Origin of the sequence: Paraburkholderia phymatum, from assembly GCF_040965635.1 — a bacterium.
GTDB classification, from domain to species: Bacteria; Pseudomonadota; Gammaproteobacteria; order Burkholderiales; family Burkholderiaceae; genus Paraburkholderia; species Paraburkholderia phymatum_B.
Window position 1 is genome coordinate 141,368 of the sequence record NZ_JBFRCH010000007.1, and the last position, 20,047, is coordinate 161,414.

The window sequence follows — 20,047 nt, forward strand, 5'->3', positions numbered from 1 at the left end:
CTTCGCGGAGTCTTGCGGGGTCGTGGATCATCAGAAGGGGCAGTCGTCGCGAAACTGCTGCAACCGGATCTCGCCGATTTCCTCGCGCAGCATGCAAATGGCTTCAACCAACATTCGAATCGTTGCCTCGATCTCTTCCTCGTTTTTCTCGACGTCGACCAGTTCCAATTTGACGTGACCGAAGTTCATTTCCATTACCTTGATCGAGCGAACCGGGAATTCCTCGTAGGTGTAATGGATGGCCGGCGTCGTCAGATCCTCATCGTCAACAACCGGGTCTTCATCTTTCATGCACTCGCGCAGGCGGTCCAAAGCCTCGGAAGGCGTGCGGATCTTCATGCCGGCTTGACGAAGTGCGTCCAGTGCTTCTGATGCTTTGCTCATGCTGCTTCTCCAATGGATTGTTTGAATGGAACGTAGATATGTGGCCGGCGCGAGTCGTGCGTGCTGAACTGCATGCACTCCTTGTTGAAGAACAGCGCTAGCACCCGGTGTTGCGTCTCGCCGTTGCGGGCCTTCCACAAGGTCAGATAGGCGTCCGGTTTGTCAACTTCAGGATCGCCATCCTCTTTCTGAGCCGACCAGACGGAGAACACGTTGTCTGCGGCGTCGGTAATCTTCGAGCTGCCGGCGACGTCCATCTTTCCGGGCGAACGCTTCTCGTCTTGGCCCTTGCGCGGGTGAGCCACTAGATGGACATGCACATTCATTCCGCGAGCGAAGCCGGCAAGTTTCCGCATTGCCTCTTTCTGCGCGCTCATGGCGCCTGCGCCGTCCTCTGGAACGTCCGTCATCATCAAACTGTCGATCACGAAGTGACGGATGCCATAGCGCTTGAATGCGTATGTGAAGACCGTAATCAGGCGGTCAATCGAAGCCGTGCCGACCAGATCAAAGATCCACGCGCGATCACGCAGCCATGCGCCCATCGCGTCGAGATACTGAGGTGTCGGACGGTCCAACCCGCCGAGTTGCTTCGCCATGCGCTTACCTTGGCGTTCGGGCGTCATCTCTCCGGAGAACACGCAGACGCGCTCACCTTGATCCATCAGCTCGACGAGCACCTGATTCAGCAGCAGTGACTTGCCGTGACCGTTATAGCCCGTCCAGACCGTCAGTTCGCCATAGCGGAACTCAAACCACATCTGTGCAACGCCGCAGAACGTGAGCGTCGGAATCGACTCTTCGTCATGCGACGGATAGAACAGCGCTTTGACGCCGGGCCAGAAATCGGCAAGCGAGCGTAGTTCGTCGGGATCGAACGTCTTGGCTTGGGCGAAGTACTTCTTGAAATCGTCCTGCTTCGCGCCGGTCAACAGAAAATCGTTTGCATCCTTCGTCGGGAATGTGACAACCTTGCAGCGATCCAGCCCGAGCCGGTTAGCGACTTCCTTAGCGCCTTTCTGGCCCGGTTCGTCGTTGTCGTAGCAAAGGTAGATCTCGCTGAAACGCTCAAGGCGCGTCCAGTCGTTGTCGATCCATTGGTGATTGCCTGCGCCGGCATTTACGGACAGGGCAGGGATGCCGACCTGATACAGGCTCATGGCGTCTATCTCGCCTTCGGTAATGGCGATGCCGCGCTTCTTCGGGTCGATCAGATGCCAGCCGAACAGGCATGGCTCAGCGCCGCCTTCCTGGCGCATGTCCTTCTTGTCCGCGATGTTGCGATACTTGGCGTTGATCAGTTCGGCGTCGCGGACATACGGAAACACGGCGTAGGTAACGCCATTGCGGTCCTGCTCGCCGATTCTGAACGCTTCGAGCGTCGCCGCCGTAATGCCACGCTTCGAGAACCATTCGCCGAGTGCGCTTTGCGGAGCCAGGCGCTTCATCTTCGCCGGCCGCTTGTAGCTGGGCGCCTCACGTGCCAGCATTTCATCTCGAACGCCAAGGAACTGCTTCGCCTCGCGCATCGCGTCGGCCACCGACAGAGCGCGGCATTGGCACCAAAGCTCCAGCATGTCGCCTGATGCGCCGGTCGAGAAGTCGGCCCATACGCCACGCTTCGCGCCGGTCAGACGGATCTTCATCGACTTGCCGGCCTCGCCACCGACAGAGCCGACGCACCATTCTCCGCCTTGCTTCTTGCCTTGCGGAAAAAGATGCTCAGCGATTGCCGCCGCATTCTCAGCCATCAGTTTCGAAAGTTCGCCCGCGTTCACTGTTTGCCCTCGATTCTCTTGCCGTCTCTGAAAAATCTTGCGTTGGTCTGCGTGCAGCCGGCGTTCGTCGCCTGCCATTCCTTCTGGAAACCGGCCTTCACCCACCAATCAGCGTCTGAGGCGATCTTTTGGCCCCACGCTTCCGCGTAGTGGCCGTCCGGTCCAAAGAAGGTCGCGGCCTGCTTCACGTACTGCGTGCCGATATCGCCTTTCTTTTCGAGATGCGCGATGTAGCGTTTCAGGCCGGCGATAATTTCGGCGGGATTCACGCCTTCACGAATGCGTGCATTCCAAGCCTTCAGCGCCTTCGCCTTCGAATCACCCCCATCGCGCTCCGGATACAGCTTCCACGCTTCTTCGAATTCCGGATTTTTTTGCGCGCGCTCCTTTTGTTGGTTTTCTTTTGGAAGGTTTTCTTTTGTGTGTCCCGATTTGGGACTATCGACCTGTCCCAATTCGGGACTATCTGCGTCCCGATTCGGGACTAGTCCCAATTCAGGACTACTATTGGTAGTAGACAAATCAATACCCTCTACGCTAGATGTGGTAGTCCCTATTTGGGACAGGGTGTCCCGATTTGGGACTACCCAGCGGCGATGATTCTTGTTGATGCCGAGCACAGATCCGTAGACTCCAGCACGACGATTGATTACGTTCATGGCCGCGAGTTGGCCTATCACTTCCGTGACATGATTGCGCTTGACGCCGCACATTTGCCCGATCTGCCCCGCCGACATGTCGTCCTCTTTTTTCCCGTAGCCGTAGGTCTTTCTCAGTACTGTCAGCAAAACAAGAAGCTGCCGCTGGGTGAAGCCGAACCCCAAGATCGCTTCGAATAGTTCGTTCGCGATTCTGGTGAATCCGTCTTCGAGTTGCGGAGTTTCTTCTTGCACACGTAAGCCTATTTCCCTCGAATCATTCGCACGAGCGATCTGCAGAGCAGATGCACCTGTTGTTGCTTCGATTACTGCTTGCTACGCAGCGCCGCGACGTTTCGAGCCATCTGCATCTGGCTTTCCTGGTCGGGCGTCCTCATGTTCAACAAGTCTCGTTTCATCACATAACCCTCATCGCAGAGGACCACTGGATAAAACCGCCGATCGCTGCGGCCAGAAGAGTGGCCAGCAGGATCGCGGACGTAACGACAATCACAACCTTCATCTGGCCTCCAAGGTACGGGCTGACGGGGTCACAAGGAAAGTCAACCTCCGTCAACTCGACGCAACCAAAGTCAACTTTCACGCTGCCGACCTCTCCGCAATAACCTCTTCAAGAATCGTCAGCCGCGACTGTCGATTCAGCCACTGCTGGACGCCCCAGTTACCTACTGCCGCCGAGAAGGCGCTTACCTTGTCGGCTGGCAGGCTGCGGCGCGTTGGCTTGTCGTCTGAGTGCAGGTAATCCGACACATGCGACGGATAGCACTCAGTGCGCTCTGCCAGGCTCCGCTGGGTCATCGCCTTGATTCTGCGATGCGCCCATGCCGTCCTTACTGCCTCGCGGTAGGTGTTGCAGGCCGCGATCACATCAGCCGGCAGGAAGGCCGGCGCGTTGACTACCCCTCCAAACAGATGCAGGTCGTTCATTTCGAGCTCCGTAGTGAAAAATTCATCGTGTAACCGCTTGAATCAGCGGTTATCTGAGAGCCAAAATTTTTTGCACCAGCATCGATGCAAAGAACAAAAAGGCTTCCAGATGAACCATCACCCCCAGCTCCCGGTAAATGTTTTTGGAGTGTCATCGCCCGGTGATCCGGGCGTCCTCGGTTTAGACGGCGCTCGGACGCGGCGCCTCTTTGGTCTTACGATTTCCGTTGCCGCCAGTCTTCTTGCCGCCGTGGTATTCCGGCCAGATGCGCTGCCAGTCGTCAGGCCTCAACTCCTGGAGCGTGACCTTGCCATCAGTGGCGAGATGAATTCCCATGCAATACTCTGGGCTTGGGATACGCTTGTAGTAGCCATGGCGCCATTGACGAATCTGGTCCGGGCTCTGGACGTCGTATCCGAGGGCGTTCATCTTTTCTTTGAACGCCTTCATGGTCGGTGCGCCGGGTTCGTTGAAATATTCGTCGAGTGTCATGGTCGTTCACTAGTAGCCAGTTACGCCATGATAGGAGCGAACGGTACGGTGCGTCAAGGACTATTTGAGGAGCGATTAGTACGCGTAGCGCGTGCTACGCTTTGAACCATGAATGAACAAGAGCTCGCGCACCTGCGGATTGACCTGCTGCGGGCTGCCATAGAAAAGGTCACGGGGACTCCGGATAAACCGGAGGGGAATCAGACTCAATTCGGCAAGATATTGGGGTACAAAGATGGCGCTTTCGTGCGTCAGATGCTGGCCGGAGGGAAGGCGGTAAGCGATAAGACGATAAGGAAAATCGAGTCCTTACCGGGAATGGCTGGTTGGTTCACTTCGCGCGAACAAACGGCAGGCGCTCCTGCCCATGACAAGCATAAACCTTCTAGTAGCGATGCACCGAAAACAGGCATCGCAAACGATTTATTTAACAAATTGCTCCCTGAAGGGAAGGGTAATGTTGTTACCTGGGAGCGGCCAGAAGACCTAGAACCGGATGAGAGCCGGGTGTGGATCGACCGCTATGACTATCGTTTTTCGGCGGGGACCGGCGTGATCCAGTGGGAAGTAAGGCAAAAAAAAGCGCTTCCGTTCGATGTTGGTTTCTTCAAGGCGCTTGGTGTGCGCCCGCAAGATTGCAGGTTGGCCCAGGTGCACGGGCGCAGTATGGAGCCGTATCTTTTCAACAAAGATATGATGATGATCTGCACGGCAAAGACGCACGTGCGAGACGGCCTCATTTATGCCGTCTACCTCGAAGATGAGCCGCTAGTGAAACAGGTATTCAAGGAGCCAGATGGCTCGCTGCGCCTGCACTCATACAACGCGGAGTTTCCGGACAAAGTGATTACGCCCGAAAATCTTGAGCGCCTGCACGTGGCCGGCGAGGTCATCTATCGATCAGGTTCCGGCTTGGCTGGAGGAAACTGATGAATTGGCGAACAGCATTCCTGGCTGCTGTGCTGGCGGCCTCGGCGCCCTTGGTGCACGCGAATTGCCTGACGGTACTGGACGACGCACCCGAGACGATCGCGGAATTCCGCGACAACGGCGTTTCGATCAAGAGCGCCAAGAAAGTCATGACGGATTCGTATTGGTCCGACAGCGAGAAACCCTACGCGCTGGCGATGGTGGATTCGATCTACGCATCCAAGGTGAAGCCGTGGAGCGCGAAGAAGTCTGTGGAATCCATATGCAAGGGCACGGTGCCGCCGAGTCGAAGCGCCTCTGTAGCGCCGCCCAGCTCGAAGTGCCCATATGGCGAGCACACACTTGGGGATGGCTCCTACCAGTGCCTCCGGTCGCCGCAAGAAATCGCAGCAGACGAAGCCAAGGCCGAGAAGCAGCGCGAGATCAACTACCGCGAGTCGAAGAACCGCATGCCTAGCATCCCCGGAATCTGTGTCGGCGACGAATGCAGTCAGATACGAAAGATTCAGCACTGGGACGCTGACGGCCAGATGACCAACTAAACACCCCTCAACCCAACATCAAGCCCGCCTAGTGCGGGCTTTTTTATGCGCCCGCTTAGAAGCGTTAGCTTCTATCGCTACTATCACCGTAATTAAAAAATACAATTGCGTCTAGTAGCCTCCGCTACTTGTCGGTACGCGTACCTTTCGCTACTATTCACCCATACCAAGCAACGCCAGCAACACCCAACGTTGCCCACGGTATTCGCCCCGGCAGAGCTGGAAGCGATTCGCACATTAACAATTGACGCAAAGAAATGCCGGGACCGCTAGTACAGGGAGCAACCGGTCGTTGTCCCCATGGTGGACTCGTGAAAGCAGAGTATCGCAACCATTTCCCGCAAGGGACGCGAACCAAGGAAGGGCCACCGATCGCGTAGTAATCGGGGCACCCGCAGCAGTCAGGCTGACAGGATCGGTCTGGGTGCTGCGGAAAGCAGTCTGATGGAACGGGAATGCGCAGGTGGTGACTGCGCGCAGGATCGCAACCGCTTCGGGCGGTGATAGGTGGTATGAGCGGCGTATGCCGTACAAGCGGGGAATCAGTGCCACGCCCCAAGCCGGATCAGATGAAAACCGCCGGCCCCGTTCCATGAGACTGAATTCCTAAAGCCAGCAGTACCGCCTTGCAAGCGGGAAGGAGAAGTGCTGGCATTTCCCGTAGCACGCTTTGTTAGGGATGCCGCCCGTTAGGTGGCTTACTGAATTTCACTGGACTGCGAGTTTAGTAGTCCTTCTGGAGCAGACATGACAACCGAAAGAGAACGCCTGCGGGACGAGTTCCTCACACGGATACTGGCCCTGATCGAAGAGGCTGCAAGCCACGATATAGCACTATCTGGCCGCTACATGGCGAACGGCAATAGCGCGCACGCCACCAGCGTGAGCAAGCCAACACTGGCCGAATTGAAGTCCGACATGCTCGCCAAGATTCGCGAGGCAGAGAAAGCGGCCTACGCGTACTTCTGCGAGTGCGAAGTGGGCCCGGAGCGCGAACGTGCTCACGACGTGTACTCAAACATCCTGTACTCGACGCGCGTCGGTTAAGGAGCCCACCATGCCTTTCTATTCCGACTACATCCCCAGAGCCCCGAAGATCAGCAACTACATTCTTCGGTTTGCGAGGCACTTTGATGTGTACCGTAACTCGCGGTTTGTAGCGAGTGTGGATTACTCGTCGATCGTTTGGTGCTGAGCCATGCTGAATCAACTCTACTCGATGGCCTACCACGCCCTCTTCATCATCTGCACCGGCCACCCGTTCGACTCTCACGCCTACCTTCGCTGGACGCCTGACGGGATGCTGCGGAGGCCGGCGATAGAGGGCGTACCTCAATTGGGGTGGTGATATGTGGAACACAAAAACCTACTACATGTGCCAAGGCATGGTATTCGGCGTTGGCGCAACGCTCGTTCTGCTCATCCTGTGCCCGTGGCTTCGGGCGATTCTTATTGGAGGCTGACATGCTCCGATTCATCATCAAAACCAAGTGGCGTGAAGGCCATAGCGGCGCAGAGGGCGAGTTCTTCAAGACGATCGATCTTGACGTGCCCGAGCTTCAAGACGCGCTGACTCTTGGCGGATACAGCGAGAACAGCTACGAAATGGCGCAATTGATCGGTGTCGAGACGCTGAAGGACCAGACATGACCTCCGACCAATTCCGCTCCCGCCCGCTCGAAGTGAAAGTGTTTGAGCCGTGTCCAAGGTGCGGAAAGCTGGCTCAGGGCGTCGAGAAGCGCACGCTCTATGGTCGATGGCTTCAGCGGTTTGAGGAGACGACTTGCTTTGATTGCGCGGTCGTTTTGCAACATCAGTATTTGGAGGCGCCATGAACAAGCCAACCACAGTGCAGCAATTGCACGACTTCCTGAACGCCGCAGCCAGTGACGGCTTCGTGATGGATGAAGTAGACGCTGGCGATCTGTTCATGGCGATCTTCGACTTTGAGGGCAAACCAAACGCCAACTTCACCGAGGAAGTCACAACGGTTTCCGTCGATGAGCTTCGCGCCGAAGTGGCAATTCTGAACGGCGCACTGCACGAGGCCGAAGAGAAGGAATCGGCACTGATCGAAGCGCTCGAACACATCGTCGAGTACTGGAATCGCGACCGCAACGACGCCGCAATGCATAACGCGCTGTGGCACATCATCGAGACGGCAGAGAGCGCACTGGAGGCAAGCAAATGCACTTAATCCTTACCGCCCTGAAGTGGTACTTGATAGCCTTCCCGGTCGTCCTGTTCATTGCGTGGGGGCTGTGTTATTCGGGCGCTCGTGTTGACCGCCGCGATGCCGCAGAAAGGGCCCGTCGTCATCGGATTTACCTGCTTACTGGAGAGAGGGTGTGAGCGCAATCACTGGACCGATAAGCACGATGCCGGGCGCACATCATTCCGCCAGTGGCATGTGCGATTCCCATCCCGACCGACCGGCGACGTACCGCATCCAGGGCGAGACCGACTCATTCGGGTGCGAGATGCACGACATGTGCGACGAATGCTACGCAGAGCACTGCGAGGGAATGGCGGCAACCGCCGCCGAACGCGCGACCGGCACATGCGAATGGTGCGGCAAGCATGCGACGGACTTGCGTTCGATGCGTGATTACGAGGAAGGCTCATACGGTCGCCTGTATGACGTCTGCTTAGCTTGTCGAAAAAGCGCCAATGACCGGGCGCAGGAAGAACTGGACCGATACGGGTACCACGACTGAGCACCACAAATCGTCGCGGACCTCTGACCGACGGGTTATGTCGGACGCGATGCCGGAACCGTAACCGGCACCAACACAGGAGATAAACATGCAAACGAACATCGAAGAACGCGTCAGAACGATTCTGGCAGCGCAGTTCTGCGTCGAAGCGGGCGAAATTGACTTGGCGGCGAATCTGGAGGACGCGTACACATGCGATTCGCTGGACCTTCTCGAAGTCACGATTACTGTCGAGGATGAATTCGGGATTGAAATTCCCGATGAGCCGATGTGGGCGATGAAAACCGGCCAACAGATCGTTGACTATGTGACGGCAGCGGTTTCCGAGAAAGCGACGGCCGCTTGATAAGCCGCGAGCGGCGAGAGGCCGCCGCCTGGTCCCCGTCAACGGACCACCCTGACGAATCCACCGTGGATCGTTTGATTCGCCAGGGTTCTCCACTTAACGGATAGGAGTACTTCAAATGAAATCGCGACAAAGGATGGTCGATACGCTGCCGAACCATGATGACATGCTTCTTGCGGGATCGGATGACGACTACGAGCCGCTGACGGAAGAGCAGCGCGCAGCCGTCTGGGATGACACCTACTGGGAACGGATTGACGCCGAAGTGCGGTATTTCGGAGGTGTGCGATGAGCGATATCAACACTGGCGGCGGCGCCTTTCCTTGGTGCGGCGATCTGAACGAAACGCCGTATATCAACCTTGGCGTCACAGTCCGCGATTACTTCGCGGCGAAGGCGATGCAAGCGATTGTTTCGGCGACCGTTGAGGCGGACGGAAGCATGACCGCACATGCGGTCGATTGCGCGACGGACGGCGCGTATTTCATCGCTGACGCGATGCTTCGCGCGAGGGAGAAGCCATGACCGACGACCTTCTCGACATGGACTGGATAAACAGTCTGCCGCAGCCGTTCTTTGCGGGCTATTGGGTGAACGACAAGCGCTATTGGTGGCCCGTCAACGACTTCGAAGTTCAGACAGGGCTGTACCGAATCGACGTGTGCGGGCTGCTCCAAGTCTGCCGAATCGGCGACCACTTTGTGTTTATGGACGGCAACGGAACAGAGCACAGCTACGAGGATTTCTTCGTCGATAGCGACCGCGCCATGAATTCCAAAGCGAGGGAAGCATGACCACCTGGACCGTAGTAGACGACCGCGAATCCGACGACGCAGAACACTTCGTCGTGACGCTATCGGCGGAAGGGTTGCGCCGGGCTGCGAACGATAACGCGCTGTTGGCGCAGACCGCACGCACACACGAACTGACGGCTGGCATCGCTTGCGGCTGCATCGTTGTTGCGATTGTGATGATGGCAGTTCACACACTGATTAGCTGAGGGGACTATGACCGCAATGCAACTTCGACCGGCGATCCGACGATACGCCTCGCACCTGAATCGAGAGCAGCGCCGCCGCTGGATGGAACAACGGCTACGCCTGACGCCCAAGGTCAACATAAGCGGTGCCTACGTTCCGCCCAGCGTCGCACGGCAGTTCCAGCATGTGCAGTTCATTCGCGGAGGTGCGTGATGAGCGAGACAAAGCACACACCCGGCCCATATCTGCGTACCGGCACGACGGTGTACGCGCTCCAACACGCTGGCTGGCGAAAGGGTGAAGAACAGTTCTGCAATCGCATCTACGCCAACGTGCAGCGCGGCCCAGATTGCTCGACGGAAGAGGCCGAAGCGGTTGCGTGTCTGTTTCAGGCTGCGCCTGATCTTCTGGAAGCGCTTCAATGGGTAAAAGATCAAGGCTGGCTGAAATACGCCCAGCGCCTCAAGCAAAACGTCCACTTCTGCGACGCAGTAGACCGAGCTCTGGCGGCAATCGACAAGGCAACCGGAGCCACAAATGACTGATCTGCAGTCACTTTCAAACGACGAACTTCTCTCGCGGCTCGCCAGCAAAGGCCGCTCCCTCGAATGCTTCGAGCGCGCAGACGGCCAAGCCTGGTACGACGAACGCCAGCAACGCGAGCAAACGAAGCGCGAATACAACAACCTCGTCGCCGAATGGGTGCGGCGCGGTCAACCGAAAGGGGAAACAAGTGAGTGAAGAAAAAGCATTGACCCTGCCCGAACGCGCATCCGTCGCGCTGGGCGCACCGAAGTATGAGCAGGAAATCCGCGAACTCGTCGCCAAGACGGTGACGATCACGGAAGTCAAGAACAAGGACGGTCGCGATCAATGCCACGGCGCAATGATGACGCTCAAGAACACGCGCGTCGCCATCGAGAAGGCTGCCAAGGGCGCACGCGAGGATGCGACGGCGTTCAGTAAGGCCGTGATCGCCGAAGAGAAGCGCCTTGTTGCGCTGACTGAGCCGGAGGAAGCGCGCCTGCAAGGTCTTCGAGACGCTTGGGATGCCGAGATCGAGCGCGAGAAAGCCGCCAAAGCCGCCGCCGAGAAGCAGCGAGTCGATGGCATCCGCAAGCGCATCGACGAGATGAAGGCGATTCCTGCTGCGATGATTGGTAAGCCGTCAGAGCACATCGCCTGCTGCATCGAAGGGCTGGATGCTGCATCTATCGAACTGAGCGACTTCGCTGAATTCTCCGGCGAAGCTGAAATGGCAAAGATTGCGGCGCTTGAAAAGCTTCGCGAGATGCACGCCGCGCAGAGGGCGCACGAAGCCGAACAAGCCCGCCTCGCCGAGGAGCGCGCGGAACTCGAAAGGCTCCGACGCGAAGCTGCCGAACGTGACCGCCAGATTGCCGAGGCGAGGGCGCTTGACGAGCGGTTGGCGCGTGAGGCGCGAGAACGAGAGGCGGCTCGCGTGAAGGCGGAGCAGGATAAGGCAGCCGCAGAGTTGCGGGAAGAGCGTGAGCGCATCGAAGCCGATCAGCGAGCCGCAAAGGAGAAAGCCGACGCCGCGTTCGCCGCTGAACGCAAAGCCGCCGCACTCACTCAAGCGGCAATGTCCGAAATTCAGGGCATCCAACAGCAAGTCATGATCGCCGTCACTGGCCGCTCTGGCGTTCGCAAGGGCGGCACCATCGCATGCATTCGCGAGACGCTTGCCGAGACGGAAGCATGGGAGATCGACCCGGAGCGGTTTGGCGTGCTGGCTGGCGCGGCAGAGATGGCGAAGACGACCGCCGTTGCGGAGATTCGCCGGATGTTGGCGGATGCGGAGCGACTTGAGCAGGAAGCCGCAGAGGAGCGCGCACGGCGTGAGGCTGCGGAAGCTGCGGAACGCGCCGAGGCGGAACGTATCGCAGAGGCGCAGGCAGCCGAAGAGGCTCGCTTGAAAGCTGAGAAGGACGCCGCCGAGCGCGAGCAGATTCGCCGGGTTCGCATGGAGTTCGCGAAGAACGGCCCCGGCGATGTGGAAATCGTCGAGACGCTGGCGAAGCATTACGACGTCGAGATTGGCGACGTCATGCAATGGATCAAGAAATTCGACTACGCCGCAGCAGATGAATATTTCGCCGCCGCGAACGTCGCCGCTAACTAACTGGAGCAAGTATGCAAACCGCAACGATGGCAGATATCACCGATGTTGAGATGGCAACACCAGCGGCGAGGCCGCCAGCAGTAAAGCAGACGCGAGCCGTAACGGCTGGTTCCGCGACGCCTGCCGACCTTCTCCGCATCGCGGTTGAGAGCGGAGCCGATCTTGACAAGCTTGAACGCCTGATGGCGCTTCAAACGCAGTGGGAAGCCAAGGAAGCGAAGCGCGCTTTCGACGCGGCGTTCTCCGCGTTCAAGGCTGAAGCCGTGACGATCATCAAAGGTCGCAAGGTCACGGATGGCCCGCTGAAGAACAAGAGCTACGCCGAACTGCACGATGTGGTGAACGCAGTAACGCCGGCACTCTCGAAACACGGACTGTCGTCGTCGTGGAAGCTGACGAAGGACGAAAAGGACTGGATGGAAGTGACGTGCTACCTGCGCCACGTCAACGGCCACGAGGAAAGCGTGTCGATGGGCGGGCCGCCTGACGCGGGCGGGGCGAAGAACGCGATTCAGGCACGCGCCAGCACGAAGACCTATCTGGAGCGCTACACGCTCAAGGCGATCACCGGCCTGTCTGAGCAAGCCGACGATGACGACGGCAACGGCAAAGGACAGAAGCCGAGCGGCGACGAAACGTTCATGAAGTACGAAAGCCAGTTGCTCGACGCTGCGACGGTCGACGACGTGCGCCGCATTCGCGCCCTGGCTGGAGCCGCGTTTGAGGCAGTCGGCGACGTCAAGGGCTGGAATCAGTTCAAGACGATGGCCGACAAGAAGAAGGCCACGCTCGAAGGAGGTGCGCAATGAAGCGGAATTTCATTGTCTCGGAGCATCCGCAGAACACGCCCGAGTGGCTTGCGGATCGCGCTGGCCGGGCGACCGGATCTAAGGCCGATTGCGTGACGGCCAAGGTCAAGTCTGGCGAGGCTGCGACGCGTGCCGACTACCGCGTTCAACTCGCGCTTGAGCGCCTTCTGTGCAAACCGTGCGGCGATGAGTTCTCCACCGCCGACACCGATCGCGGACAGGAGCGTGAGCCGTTCGCCCGCATGCGTTACGAGATCGCGACGGGCATCACGGTCGTGGAAAGCCCGTTCGTGTACCGCGAAGACATGATGGCCGGGTGCAGCGTCGACGGCTTCATCGAGGACGGTGGCCGGTTCGGCATTTGGGAAGCGAAGTGCCCGAAGACGAAGACGCACTTCAAATACCTGGTCGAGCAGCGCGTGCCGCCGACGTACATGAAGCAGGTTCTTCACAACATGCTCGTGACCGGCGCGGAGTTTGTCGACTTCGTTTCTTTCGATCCAGAGATGCCGGAAAAGCTTCAGTTGTTCGTGTTCCGCTATGAGCGCGACGAAGAGGCGATCAAGGAATACGAGATCGAGCTTCGTCAGTTCCTGATTGAAGTCGACGACACCCACAAACAGATTGCGGCGATGGCCGCCTGATTCACCTTACACAAGAGCGAAACCATGATTCAGATTTTCGGACTGGCGCGGATTGGCCGCGATGTCGAAGTACGCAACACAACGGGCGGCGATGCAGTCGCAAGCGTCTCTCTGGCGTTCAGCTACGGTCGCAAAGGCGACGACGGCAAGAAACCGGTTCAGTGGGTCGACGGTGCGCTGTGGGGCAAGCGTGCCGAAGCACTGGCTCCATACCTCACGAAGGGCACCCTCGTTACTGTTGCCCTCGAAGACGCCCACATTGAGACCTTCCAGAAGGACGGCGGCGGCGAAGGCGTGAAACTGGCCGCGCGCATCACTGCGATTGACCTGGCTGGCGGCGGACAACAGCAAGCGCCTGCACAACAGCAACCGCAACAGCAGCAACGCCCAGCAGCGCGCCAGCAACAACGTCAAGCCGCGCCGGCTGGTGGCGGCTTCGAGGACATGGCAGACGACGTGCCGTTCTAGATCGAGGCACCGCCCGCGAGCCGTGTCCCGCAAGGGATTAATCGTCGGGCAAATCTTCTCCCTTCCGCTTTTGTCCCCGTGCGGAAGGGCGGCGCTTAGAGGGCGGCTATGGCTAGGTCGCCCTTTCTTTTTGAACAACAACATGAGCTTCGACTACATCAGAAAGCACTACGGCGTTCCCGCCGAGCGTGGGCGTCAGGTGACGTGTTACGGCGAGCGCGGCGTGATCGTCGGCGCAGATGGTCACTATCTCTGCGTTGTGATTGATGGCGACAAGAGCGAGACCGAGGGTCGCTATCACCCGACATGCGAGGTTGTGTACGGCGACATCATCGACCGTCCAGCTTTGCGCGAATGGAAGTGCCTGTTGCCACGCGACAGGTGGGACGACTGGGATAGCCCAGCCGTATTCACGGTGACGGCGAGCACGCGCAGCAAAGCCCGCTACAAGGCTTTCATCGATCTTAGCGACTGCTACGACCTCGACGGCAAAGACATGATCCGCATTCGCGTGAAAGCCGTGCCGCGAGTGAAGGCTGTCGAGATTGACGATGACACCGATAGCGATGTTCCATTCTGATCTACCGCAAGGGCAACGATAACCATGAGCAACATTCTAGAAATTCAAGGCTGGTCGGTCAGCGTCGAGGTTGATGCAGAAACGATCCTGACCATCGGTCACAACAGCCTTTCCGGCATCGATGACTTCACCGAGGCGCAAGCTCAAGTCATTCGCAACTGCGCCGAGCATTTGCTTGCGTTCATCGGGACGCCTCGCGCCACTCCCGCAGCAGTGGCGCCAGCCGTCGATGCGGGATCGTGGGCGACCGTGGAGGAAAGCTGCGTTGGTGCCAATTTGCTGGTCGCGGGCGTCCAGGTGAATTCCTGGCTCGGCACGATGTATATCCCGCGAGCGCATGAACTCGCTAACGCGGTCAACGCCGCACTATCCGCCAAGTCCGACGCGGGGGCCAGGGAGCCGGTTGGAGTTGTTGCACACGACCCTGTCGAACGCGGCTACCACATGGAAGCGCTGATCTCGTGGGATGACATTCCCGTTGGCGCGAAACTGTATCTGCACCCCGCCAGCGAGCCGAAAACGCTGACACTCAATCAGTGGATTGACATCGCATCCCGTCACGCCAACCGGGATTGGAACGGCGGAGGTTATCTGGATTCGGTGAAGGCGGTTTGTGCCGATTACGCCCGCGTCACTTTCGGCGAGCCGCCCAAGTTATCCACAGAAACGGTTGATAACCCTGTGAGCAAGTTGACGGATGAGCAGCGCGTTCGTGGCCGCATTCTCGTTGAGAAACTCGCCGGAAAGCTCGACAGCGTCGAGAAGAACATAACCGACATTGTTGAGGCCGACAACAGCGTGAGCGGCGTTCGCATGGGGTGGGGACACTGGGCGATGCTCCGCGCGGCGATCCTCGAAGTCATCGAGTGGAAGTGCGAGAGCGACCGGCAGATAGCGTGTGGGTGCGACGGGACGACTGGCGATACTTGCGAATTCTGCCCACAGAACAAGACCGAGGCCGCCAAGTGAAATCTACACTTGTTCTTGATTATCCAACTGGCCGGTGGCGCGATTTTCGGCCAAACGAATATGTCATCCCCGTTTTTCAGAGGGAATGGGTTGCGCACACAGAGCCAGATGGCCTGAAGGGTAAAGCTTGGCTCAGTGAGGATGATGTTTCGCGAATTATGGACCAATCCAAATGACCGACACAAAGAAACTGATTGATCTACTACGCGACGCATCCGTCAAGGATGGCATGTGCGATGTCGCCGCAACCATGATCGAGCAGCAAGCCGCGCGCATCGCAGAACTCGAAGCAGCATTGACCGTTCCGGACTATGCCATGCCGCCAGACGGTCAGGAGTGGGCAAAGGTTATCCCTGAAGTGGCTTTCCATCTGATCGAACGGCACGCCGAGAACTGGGCGCACGCGGGACAACTGATGGAAGCATGGCGGGATGCGACGGCTAAAGCGCCCGAACCCATCTGGTGTCAGTCCTGCGGCGACGGCATCACGGCGCACGATCCGGGTGTGTGCGGCAACTGCTTTGCGATGAAGTATCGGGATGCCTACGAAGATGCCGCCCGCTATCAATTCCTCAAGCGGCAAGCGAAGTCCGATCCGAAGATGGACGGGCGCCATGTCTGGTACAGCATCCCGATGCGCAATCCGAAGGGCGGGACGCTGACGGGGAGCACGCTAGACGAAGCGATTGATGCCGCTATCGCATCCACTAGGGAGCAAACGGAATGAGTGAATGGCAACCGATCTCGACGGCCCCAGAAAACGTCGAAATCCTGACCAAGATTGATGACAAAGACGGCGAGCGCAACGAGCAATCGTTGATTCGAAAAGGTCGTTTGTTCTTCTTCCCAGACGAATCCATGTACGTGTATTACACGCCCACGCATTGGAAGCCGATGCCTACGGAGCAACCATGAAACCCTACGCAGTAGAAGTCTCCTTCACCATGATCGTGATGGCAGACAACGAAGTTGATGCACAAGAGGTCGCCGAAGACAACTCGCATGAAGCGTGGCGCGACACCTTCGACCAGAAACATTGCGTACTCGGTCCGGTGACGGACGAGCGACAACTGAACGCGCACGGGTGGAGTCTGAACGACATTCCTTGGGGCGGCGATGGCGAAACATCGCTCCGGACGATCTTGGCTGAGTTGCCGCCAGTGGTGGAGCAGGATACGCGGACGATCGACATGTTCAGCGAGGCGTCATGAGACGTGCAACCGGCTTCGCAGTCTCCTGGCTGCTATTTGGAATCGGCCATATCGTTTCGCGCCCGATGTTGTGGTGGGACTGGCCCGTTTATCCGGTCTATAACTGGCTGATGCTTGCCTCTTGCGGCGTGCAGGATTGGGGCGGGAGTGGGCCGTGGGAGGTGGCGAATGACTGATTCGCCGAAACGCGCGGTGCAATTCCGCGTCGATATTCAAGCCGATGACATGGCGGCTCTAGCCGATACGCTCCTAAACTTGTCGATTAAAGCTGATCGCGGGAAGTTGTCTGAGCACTCGGTCAGTGGTGGCTATGACTCGGGCTATGAGCACTGGCTCACCGTGTCCGACGAACCAACGCACGATGAGTATGTGCGGCAACTGAATGCCTGGCTGGAGGCGAGGAAATGCTGATCCGACGAATTGAAGGCGCAACACGAAATCTCGGAGCGCCGCCCGATTGGGATGGCGATATCTCGAAGTGCAACGTCCTGCCGATCCGAGACGTGATGACCGAGCACGGACCTTTCATGGTTTCGTCGTGGGAACCGACGCCGGATGAAATGGCTGCGATCAACGCAGGCGGTTCGATTCAACTGTGGATTTCAGGAACCGGGCATCCGGTCGTGTCGTTGACCGTGGATGCTATCGATGCGGAGGCGCAATGCTAGGCGACAAATGCAGCCACGGCGTGAAATGGGGCGACGAGTGCAGGGAGTGCCAGTTGGTATGGGATCGGGAACTGGTCAGGCGATGGTCGCCCGTTGTCGAGGAGGCTAAGAGGCGGATTATCGCCAACGAAGCGGCGATGATTGAGACAACTTTTGTGGAGGTGAAGGCGTGACCTGTGACCAACAACGATTCAAGCGCGACGTCGCCGACCATGTGATGACGATCGTGCGGGATGACGGCGTGGATCGTCATATCAAATTCGGGAACAAGGACGGCGGAAGCCCGTACTGGTTCGAGATTCTGACGTGGGCTGGAACGCTCTGCATCCACGGCGACTGCGGAACGTTCGTGTTTTCACGCCTGACGGACATGTTCAAGTTCTTCCGCACCGATCGTGGCAACGATCCGAGCAAGCTGTACATCAACGAGGGCTACTGGTGCGAGAAGTTGCAGGCGGTTGATTGCAATGGCTACGGGAAAGGCGCGGCGAGGAAGTTCGATCCGGAGGAGTTCAAGAGCCGCGTGAAGGAGCATGTCGAAAGCTATCTTGAGGGCTATGAGATCACGGACGAGCGACGCGCCGACCTGTGGGACAGCATCCATTCGGAGATTCTTGGCTACGTCGATAACTACAGCAGCGAGTACGTCGCATTCCACCGAATGCACGAGTTTCACGACGATGAATTCCCCGAGCTTTTCACGGACTGCTGGGAATGGGATTGCGACGAATACACATTCCGGTTTCTGTGGAACCTGTACGCCATTGCATGGGCTATCCGCAAGTACGACGCGGCGAAGGCGGAGAAACGGGCGGCATGATCGAGGCGGCACAACGGATTCTGCGGGTGACCGCGAGGGAGTTCGATATGGAGCGACGACAAGTAGTCGACCTGTTCGGCGAAGTGCCGAAAGCACCGCGTGCGCCGAGCGTGCTACGCATGCACGTAGTTGATGCGGGCGACGGGTGCGAGTGCGTAGAGCGCGGCATGCCAGTTATGGCGAGGTTTGCATGTCACCGATGCCATAGCGTGACTGACTGGCTGTACGTCACTTACAGCGAAGCAAAACGCGGCATCCCATGCGAGAAATGCAACGGAGAGAAGAATGCTCGATGACGACGGCTATCCAACCGAAGAAGCGTTAAAGCGTATTGCTGATTGGCCGTGGCGAGATGCACTTGGGATGCTGGCATTCGTGCGGGATCTATGGCGATACCCGAACTTCTGGACTCAGGAAGGCGGCAGGCTGAGCGTTTCGACGGGAGGGTGGTCGGGCAATGAATTGCTGATCGCCGCCATGCAGCGGAATATCGGGTTCTGGAAACTGTGCTGGCATCAGTCGACGCGTGGTGGTCACTATACGTTTGACCTGTCTCGTGTGAGAGGAATGGAGGGTGAGGGATGAGCGACACGTTTCTGTCTGCTGACGAGGTGGCGGAACTAACCGGCGTGCGGATCGGCCGACGCGGCAAAACGCGCGAGGAATTGCAGGTCGAATGGTTGCGGACTTCGGGCATCCCGTTCTGGCAGAATGCGCGCGGGCGTCCGATAATTCCGCGTACGGCCATCGAAGGCAAGACCACACGCGCCGAACCGCCGAAGAAGAAATGGCAACCGAAGTTTCTAGCTACCGGGTGACACATGGGTAGGAAGCCCACGCGCAACACTCACTTGCCGCCAGGGATGCGCGCCCGTCACCGCGGCAAGACGACATACTATTACTATGACCACGGCGGCAAGCCTCGCCGTGAGGAGCCGCTAGGCACTGACTTCCGGCTGGCCGTCAAACGCTGGGCGGAAATCGAACAGGTTGATGCACCGAAAGAGGCGGGGCATACGTTCAAGGACGCCACCACGGCCTATCTGCGCGAGGTATTGCCCGGCAAGGCACCGCGTACGCAGGCCGACAATCTGGCCGAACTGGAAAACCTGCGCAAATACTTTGAGGATGACACGCCGCTTGATGAGATTGAGCCAGTGCACATCAAGGCATACCTGCGCTGGCGCCATGAGGAAGCGGTCAAATGGTTCGCCAGCAAGAAAAAAGTCGCCCCGGTAAATGCCGGTCACGTGCGAGCCAATCGAGAGCTTGCCCTATTCAGCCACATCTTCAACTTTGCGCGTGAGAAGGGGTTGGCGAAGGTGGCGAATCCATGCTCCGGGATCAAGAAGAACTCCGAAGATGGGCGCAGCGTCTATGTCGAGGACGATCTGTATGCGCGCGTTTATGCGAATGCCGACCAGCCGACCAAGGATGCAATGGATTTGGCCTACCTCGCCGGCCAGCGTCCACAGGACACGCTCAATTATGACGAGCGCGACATCCGCGATGGGTTCCTGCTGATAGACCAGGGAAAGACGAAGAAGAAACTTCGGATGGAAGTGACAGGCGAGCTCAGGGCCGTGATCGACCGCATCCGGGCACGCAAGGCGGCGTACAAGGTCGTGACGACAGCGCTGGTCGTGAATGAGAAGGGCGGCCGCCTGACGCTTCGTGCGCTGCAACTCCGATTCGGTGATGCGCGCGAGAAGGCGGGCATAAAGACGGACGAATTCCAGTTCCGAGATTTGCGTGCGAAAGCGGCGACGGACAAGACGGATTCGACCGGCGACATTCGACAGGCGCAGAAGCAGCTTGGACACGAATCGGTCTCTATGACAGAGCACTATGTCCGCAAGCGCCGAGGTGAAAAAGTGGGCCCGACGCGCTAAAATTATTTCCGCAAAAATAATTCTGAGCCGGTTTTATAGGGGTTTCTGACGATCAATAAAGCCGTATTTGCGGAAAGAAAAATAGCG

34 protein-coding genes are annotated in these 20,047 nt (G+C 58.1%); 29 read left to right on the forward strand and 5 right to left on the reverse strand.

All coding sequences use genetic code 11. The annotated features are described in order from the left end of the window. Window positions 1-30: 30 nt before the first annotated feature. The 5 genes from AB4Y32_RS16140 to AB4Y32_RS16160 form a co-directional block, all read right to left on the reverse strand. Window positions 31-384 (reverse strand): hypothetical protein, encoded by a 354-nt coding sequence (locus AB4Y32_RS16140; protein ID WP_368722288.1) that lies wholly within the window; start codon window positions 382-384, stop codon window positions 31-33. Further along, on the reverse strand, window positions 381-2,240 hold the full coding sequence (locus AB4Y32_RS16145; protein WP_368722289.1) for a toprim domain-containing protein: 1,860 nt from the start codon (window positions 2,238-2,240) through the stop codon (window positions 381-383). The genes AB4Y32_RS16140 and AB4Y32_RS16145 overlap by 4 nt, the downstream gene beginning before the upstream one ends. Continuing rightward, complete coding sequence (locus AB4Y32_RS16150; RefSeq protein WP_368722290.1) at window positions 2,159-3,055, reverse strand: replication protein; 897 nt, start codon at window positions 3,053-3,055, stop codon at window positions 2,159-2,161. Before AB4Y32_RS16150 ends, AB4Y32_RS16145 begins: the two co-directional genes overlap by 82 nt. A gap of 345 nt (window positions 3,056-3,400) precedes the next feature. Next, on the reverse strand, window positions 3,401-3,748 hold the full coding sequence (locus AB4Y32_RS16155; RefSeq protein ID WP_368722291.1) for an XRE family transcriptional regulator: 348 nt from the start codon (window positions 3,746-3,748) through the stop codon (window positions 3,401-3,403). 181 nt (window positions 3,749-3,929) lie between these two features. Continuing rightward, window positions 3,930-4,241: a transcriptional regulator gene (locus AB4Y32_RS16160; RefSeq protein WP_368722292.1), complete on the reverse strand. Its 312-nt coding sequence runs from the start codon at window positions 4,239-4,241 to the stop codon at window positions 3,930-3,932. Window positions 4,242-4,349: 108 nt separating this feature from the next. On the opposite strand from AB4Y32_RS16160, the gene AB4Y32_RS16165 reads away from it, so the two are divergent. The 29 genes from AB4Y32_RS16165 to AB4Y32_RS16305 all read left to right on the forward strand — a co-directional run bounded on the left by AB4Y32_RS16165 (window position 4,350) and on the right by AB4Y32_RS16305 (window position 19,960). Continuing rightward, window positions 4,350-5,171, forward strand: a complete 822-nt coding sequence (locus AB4Y32_RS16165; protein WP_368722293.1) for a helix-turn-helix transcriptional regulator — start codon at window positions 4,350-4,352, stop codon at window positions 5,169-5,171. Beyond that, the gene (locus AB4Y32_RS16170; RefSeq protein WP_368722294.1) at window positions 5,171-5,713 is read left to right on the forward strand and encodes a hypothetical protein; all 543 of its coding nucleotides are present in this window, start codon (window positions 5,171-5,173) and stop codon (window positions 5,711-5,713) included. Before AB4Y32_RS16165 ends, AB4Y32_RS16170 begins: the two co-directional genes overlap by 1 nt. Before the next feature lie 747 nt (window positions 5,714-6,460). Next, the gene (locus AB4Y32_RS16175; protein ID WP_368722295.1) at window positions 6,461-6,760 is read left to right on the forward strand and encodes a hypothetical protein; all 300 of its coding nucleotides are present in this window, start codon (window positions 6,461-6,463) and stop codon (window positions 6,758-6,760) included. A 417-nt stretch (window positions 6,761-7,177) separates the two neighbouring features. Continuing rightward, window positions 7,178-7,363: a hypothetical protein gene (locus tag AB4Y32_RS16180; protein ID WP_368722296.1), complete on the forward strand. Its 186-nt coding sequence runs from the start codon at window positions 7,178-7,180 to the stop codon at window positions 7,361-7,363. 142 nt (window positions 7,364-7,505) lie between these two features. Next, complete coding sequence (locus AB4Y32_RS16185) at window positions 7,506-7,910, forward strand: hypothetical protein (protein ID WP_368722297.1); 405 nt, start codon at window positions 7,506-7,508, stop codon at window positions 7,908-7,910. Between the two features lie 151 nt (window positions 7,911-8,061). Then, entirely contained in the window at window positions 8,062-8,430 is a 369-nt protein-coding gene (locus AB4Y32_RS16190; RefSeq protein ID WP_368722298.1) for a hypothetical protein, read from the forward strand. A gap of 88 nt (window positions 8,431-8,518) precedes the next feature. Further along, window positions 8,519-8,776 carry an acyl carrier protein gene (locus AB4Y32_RS16195; protein ID WP_368722299.1) on the forward strand — a complete coding sequence of 86 codons (258 nt, stop codon included), beginning with the start codon at window positions 8,519-8,521 and terminating at the stop codon, window positions 8,774-8,776. A gap of 118 nt (window positions 8,777-8,894) precedes the next feature. Next, window positions 8,895-9,068 carry a hypothetical protein gene (locus AB4Y32_RS16200; protein WP_368722300.1) on the forward strand — a complete coding sequence of 58 codons (174 nt, stop codon included), beginning with the start codon at window positions 8,895-8,897 and terminating at the stop codon, window positions 9,066-9,068. Further along, entirely contained in the window at window positions 9,065-9,301 is a 237-nt protein-coding gene (locus AB4Y32_RS16205) for a hypothetical protein (protein WP_368722301.1), read from the forward strand. The genes AB4Y32_RS16200 and AB4Y32_RS16205 overlap by 4 nt, the downstream gene beginning before the upstream one ends. Then, a complete protein-coding gene (locus AB4Y32_RS16210) occupies window positions 9,298-9,570 on the forward strand; it encodes a hypothetical protein (protein ID WP_368722302.1) in 273 nt (90 codons plus the stop codon). The genes AB4Y32_RS16205 and AB4Y32_RS16210 overlap by 4 nt, the downstream gene beginning before the upstream one ends. Then, window positions 9,567-9,776, forward strand: coding sequence for a hypothetical protein (locus tag AB4Y32_RS16215; protein ID WP_368722303.1), 210 nt, complete (start codon window positions 9,567-9,569; stop codon window positions 9,774-9,776). Before AB4Y32_RS16210 ends, AB4Y32_RS16215 begins: the two co-directional genes overlap by 4 nt. A 192-nt stretch (window positions 9,777-9,968) precedes the next feature. Further along, window positions 9,969-10,301, forward strand: coding sequence for a hypothetical protein (locus AB4Y32_RS16220; RefSeq protein WP_368722304.1), 333 nt, complete (start codon window positions 9,969-9,971; stop codon window positions 10,299-10,301). Beyond that, a complete protein-coding gene (locus AB4Y32_RS16225) occupies window positions 10,294-10,497 on the forward strand; it encodes a hypothetical protein (RefSeq protein WP_368722305.1) in 204 nt (67 codons plus the stop codon). Before AB4Y32_RS16220 ends, AB4Y32_RS16225 begins: the two co-directional genes overlap by 8 nt. Further along, window positions 10,490-11,899: a hypothetical protein gene (locus AB4Y32_RS16230; protein WP_368722306.1), complete on the forward strand. Its 1,410-nt coding sequence runs from the start codon at window positions 10,490-10,492 to the stop codon at window positions 11,897-11,899. Before AB4Y32_RS16225 ends, AB4Y32_RS16230 begins: the two co-directional genes overlap by 8 nt. A 182-nt stretch (window positions 11,900-12,081) precedes the next feature. Beyond that, window positions 12,082-12,708, forward strand: a complete 627-nt coding sequence (locus AB4Y32_RS16235; RefSeq protein ID WP_368722307.1) for an ERF family protein — start codon at window positions 12,082-12,084, stop codon at window positions 12,706-12,708. Then, window positions 12,705-13,352 (forward strand): lambda exonuclease family protein, encoded by a 648-nt coding sequence (locus AB4Y32_RS16240; RefSeq protein WP_368722308.1) that lies wholly within the window; start codon window positions 12,705-12,707, stop codon window positions 13,350-13,352. The genes AB4Y32_RS16235 and AB4Y32_RS16240 overlap by 4 nt, the downstream gene beginning before the upstream one ends. Window positions 13,353-13,376: 24 nt before the next feature. Further along, window positions 13,377-13,820, forward strand: coding sequence for a single-stranded DNA-binding protein (locus AB4Y32_RS16245; RefSeq protein WP_368722309.1), 444 nt, complete (start codon window positions 13,377-13,379; stop codon window positions 13,818-13,820). A gap of 142 nt (window positions 13,821-13,962) precedes the next feature. Then, entirely contained in the window at window positions 13,963-14,400 is a 438-nt protein-coding gene (locus AB4Y32_RS16250) for a hypothetical protein (protein ID WP_368722310.1), read from the forward strand. 24 nt (window positions 14,401-14,424) lie between these two features. After that, window positions 14,425-15,369, forward strand: coding sequence for a hypothetical protein (locus AB4Y32_RS16255; protein ID WP_368722311.1), 945 nt, complete (start codon window positions 14,425-14,427; stop codon window positions 15,367-15,369). A gap of 172 nt (window positions 15,370-15,541) precedes the next feature. Further along, window positions 15,542-16,096, forward strand: a complete 555-nt coding sequence (locus tag AB4Y32_RS16260; protein WP_368722312.1) for a hypothetical protein — start codon at window positions 15,542-15,544, stop codon at window positions 16,094-16,096. After that, complete coding sequence (locus AB4Y32_RS16265) at window positions 16,093-16,284, forward strand: hypothetical protein (RefSeq protein ID WP_368722313.1); 192 nt, start codon at window positions 16,093-16,095, stop codon at window positions 16,282-16,284. The genes AB4Y32_RS16260 and AB4Y32_RS16265 overlap by 4 nt, the downstream gene beginning before the upstream one ends. Next, window positions 16,281-16,580 carry a hypothetical protein gene (locus AB4Y32_RS16270; protein ID WP_368722314.1) on the forward strand — a complete coding sequence of 100 codons (300 nt, stop codon included), beginning with the start codon at window positions 16,281-16,283 and terminating at the stop codon, window positions 16,578-16,580. Before AB4Y32_RS16265 ends, AB4Y32_RS16270 begins: the two co-directional genes overlap by 4 nt. After that, a complete protein-coding gene (locus AB4Y32_RS16275; protein ID WP_368722315.1) occupies window positions 16,577-16,756 on the forward strand; it encodes a hypothetical protein in 180 nt (59 codons plus the stop codon). Before AB4Y32_RS16270 ends, AB4Y32_RS16275 begins: the two co-directional genes overlap by 4 nt. Next, window positions 16,749-16,991, forward strand: coding sequence for a hypothetical protein (locus AB4Y32_RS16280; protein WP_368722316.1), 243 nt, complete (start codon window positions 16,749-16,751; stop codon window positions 16,989-16,991). The genes AB4Y32_RS16275 and AB4Y32_RS16280 overlap by 8 nt, the downstream gene beginning before the upstream one ends. Further along, entirely contained in the window at window positions 16,985-17,248 is a 264-nt protein-coding gene (locus tag AB4Y32_RS16285; RefSeq protein WP_368722317.1) for a hypothetical protein, read from the forward strand. The genes AB4Y32_RS16280 and AB4Y32_RS16285 overlap by 7 nt, the downstream gene beginning before the upstream one ends. A gap of 169 nt (window positions 17,249-17,417) precedes the next feature. Beyond that, window positions 17,418-18,068 carry a hypothetical protein gene (locus tag AB4Y32_RS16290; RefSeq protein WP_368722318.1) on the forward strand — a complete coding sequence of 217 codons (651 nt, stop codon included), beginning with the start codon at window positions 17,418-17,420 and terminating at the stop codon, window positions 18,066-18,068. A gap of 285 nt (window positions 18,069-18,353) precedes the next feature. Continuing rightward, window positions 18,354-18,653: a hypothetical protein gene (locus AB4Y32_RS16295; protein ID WP_368722319.1), complete on the forward strand. Its 300-nt coding sequence runs from the start codon at window positions 18,354-18,356 to the stop codon at window positions 18,651-18,653. Further along, window positions 18,650-18,886 carry a DUF4224 domain-containing protein gene (locus AB4Y32_RS16300; protein WP_368722320.1) on the forward strand — a complete coding sequence of 79 codons (237 nt, stop codon included), beginning with the start codon at window positions 18,650-18,652 and terminating at the stop codon, window positions 18,884-18,886. The genes AB4Y32_RS16295 and AB4Y32_RS16300 overlap by 4 nt, the downstream gene beginning before the upstream one ends. A gap of 3 nt (window positions 18,887-18,889) precedes the next feature. Next, window positions 18,890-19,960 carry a tyrosine-type recombinase/integrase gene (locus AB4Y32_RS16305; protein ID WP_368722321.1) on the forward strand — a complete coding sequence of 357 codons (1,071 nt, stop codon included), beginning with the start codon at window positions 18,890-18,892 and terminating at the stop codon, window positions 19,958-19,960. Window positions 19,961-20,047 lie beyond the last annotated feature (87 nt).

Coding starts and splice junctions, on each gene's coding strand:
- AB4Y32_RS16140 (WP_368722288.1), bottom strand. CDS start 384: ATGAGCAAAGCATCAGAAGCACTGGACGCACTTCGTCAAGCCGGCATG.
- AB4Y32_RS16145 (WP_368722289.1), bottom strand. CDS start 2,240: ATGGCAGGCGACGAACGCCGGCTGCACGCAGACCAACGCAAGATTTTT.
- AB4Y32_RS16155 (WP_368722291.1), bottom strand. CDS start 3,748: ATGAACGACCTGCATCTGTTTGGAGGGGTAGTCAACGCGCCGGCCTTC.
- AB4Y32_RS16160 (WP_368722292.1), bottom strand. CDS start 4,241: ATGACACTCGACGAATATTTCAACGAACCCGGCGCACCGACCATGAAG.
- AB4Y32_RS16165 (WP_368722293.1), top strand. CDS start 4,350: ATGAATGAACAAGAGCTCGCGCACCTGCGGATTGACCTGCTGCGGGCT.
- AB4Y32_RS16170 (WP_368722294.1), top strand. CDS start 5,171: ATGAATTGGCGAACAGCATTCCTGGCTGCTGTGCTGGCGGCCTCGGCG.
- AB4Y32_RS16175 (WP_368722295.1), top strand. CDS start 6,461: ATGACAACCGAAAGAGAACGCCTGCGGGACGAGTTCCTCACACGGATA.
- AB4Y32_RS16180 (WP_368722296.1), top strand. CDS start 7,178: ATGCTCCGATTCATCATCAAAACCAAGTGGCGTGAAGGCCATAGCGGC.
- AB4Y32_RS16195 (WP_368722299.1), top strand. CDS start 8,519: ATGCAAACGAACATCGAAGAACGCGTCAGAACGATTCTGGCAGCGCAG.
- AB4Y32_RS16200 (WP_368722300.1), top strand. CDS start 8,895: ATGAAATCGCGACAAAGGATGGTCGATACGCTGCCGAACCATGATGAC.
- AB4Y32_RS16205 (WP_368722301.1), top strand. CDS start 9,065: ATGAGCGATATCAACACTGGCGGCGGCGCCTTTCCTTGGTGCGGCGAT.
- AB4Y32_RS16210 (WP_368722302.1), top strand. CDS start 9,298: ATGACCGACGACCTTCTCGACATGGACTGGATAAACAGTCTGCCGCAG.
- AB4Y32_RS16215 (WP_368722303.1), top strand. CDS start 9,567: ATGACCACCTGGACCGTAGTAGACGACCGCGAATCCGACGACGCAGAA.
- AB4Y32_RS16220 (WP_368722304.1), top strand. CDS start 9,969: ATGAGCGAGACAAAGCACACACCCGGCCCATATCTGCGTACCGGCACG.
- AB4Y32_RS16225 (WP_368722305.1), top strand. CDS start 10,294: ATGACTGATCTGCAGTCACTTTCAAACGACGAACTTCTCTCGCGGCTC.
- AB4Y32_RS16235 (WP_368722307.1), top strand. CDS start 12,082: ATGGCGCTTCAAACGCAGTGGGAAGCCAAGGAAGCGAAGCGCGCTTTC.
- AB4Y32_RS16240 (WP_368722308.1), top strand. CDS start 12,705: ATGAAGCGGAATTTCATTGTCTCGGAGCATCCGCAGAACACGCCCGAG.
- AB4Y32_RS16245 (WP_368722309.1), top strand. CDS start 13,377: ATGATTCAGATTTTCGGACTGGCGCGGATTGGCCGCGATGTCGAAGTA.
- AB4Y32_RS16250 (WP_368722310.1), top strand. CDS start 13,963: ATGAGCTTCGACTACATCAGAAAGCACTACGGCGTTCCCGCCGAGCGT.
- AB4Y32_RS16255 (WP_368722311.1), top strand. CDS start 14,425: ATGAGCAACATTCTAGAAATTCAAGGCTGGTCGGTCAGCGTCGAGGTT.
- AB4Y32_RS16260 (WP_368722312.1), top strand. CDS start 15,542: ATGACCGACACAAAGAAACTGATTGATCTACTACGCGACGCATCCGTC.
- AB4Y32_RS16265 (WP_368722313.1), top strand. CDS start 16,093: ATGAGTGAATGGCAACCGATCTCGACGGCCCCAGAAAACGTCGAAATC.
- AB4Y32_RS16270 (WP_368722314.1), top strand. CDS start 16,281: ATGAAACCCTACGCAGTAGAAGTCTCCTTCACCATGATCGTGATGGCA.
- AB4Y32_RS16275 (WP_368722315.1), top strand. CDS start 16,577: ATGAGACGTGCAACCGGCTTCGCAGTCTCCTGGCTGCTATTTGGAATC.
- AB4Y32_RS16280 (WP_368722316.1), top strand. CDS start 16,749: ATGACTGATTCGCCGAAACGCGCGGTGCAATTCCGCGTCGATATTCAA.
- AB4Y32_RS16285 (WP_368722317.1), top strand. CDS start 16,985: ATGCTGATCCGACGAATTGAAGGCGCAACACGAAATCTCGGAGCGCCG.
- AB4Y32_RS16295 (WP_368722319.1), top strand. CDS start 18,354: ATGCTCGATGACGACGGCTATCCAACCGAAGAAGCGTTAAAGCGTATT.
- AB4Y32_RS16300 (WP_368722320.1), top strand. CDS start 18,650: ATGAGCGACACGTTTCTGTCTGCTGACGAGGTGGCGGAACTAACCGGC.
- AB4Y32_RS16305 (WP_368722321.1), top strand. CDS start 18,890: ATGGGTAGGAAGCCCACGCGCAACACTCACTTGCCGCCAGGGATGCGC.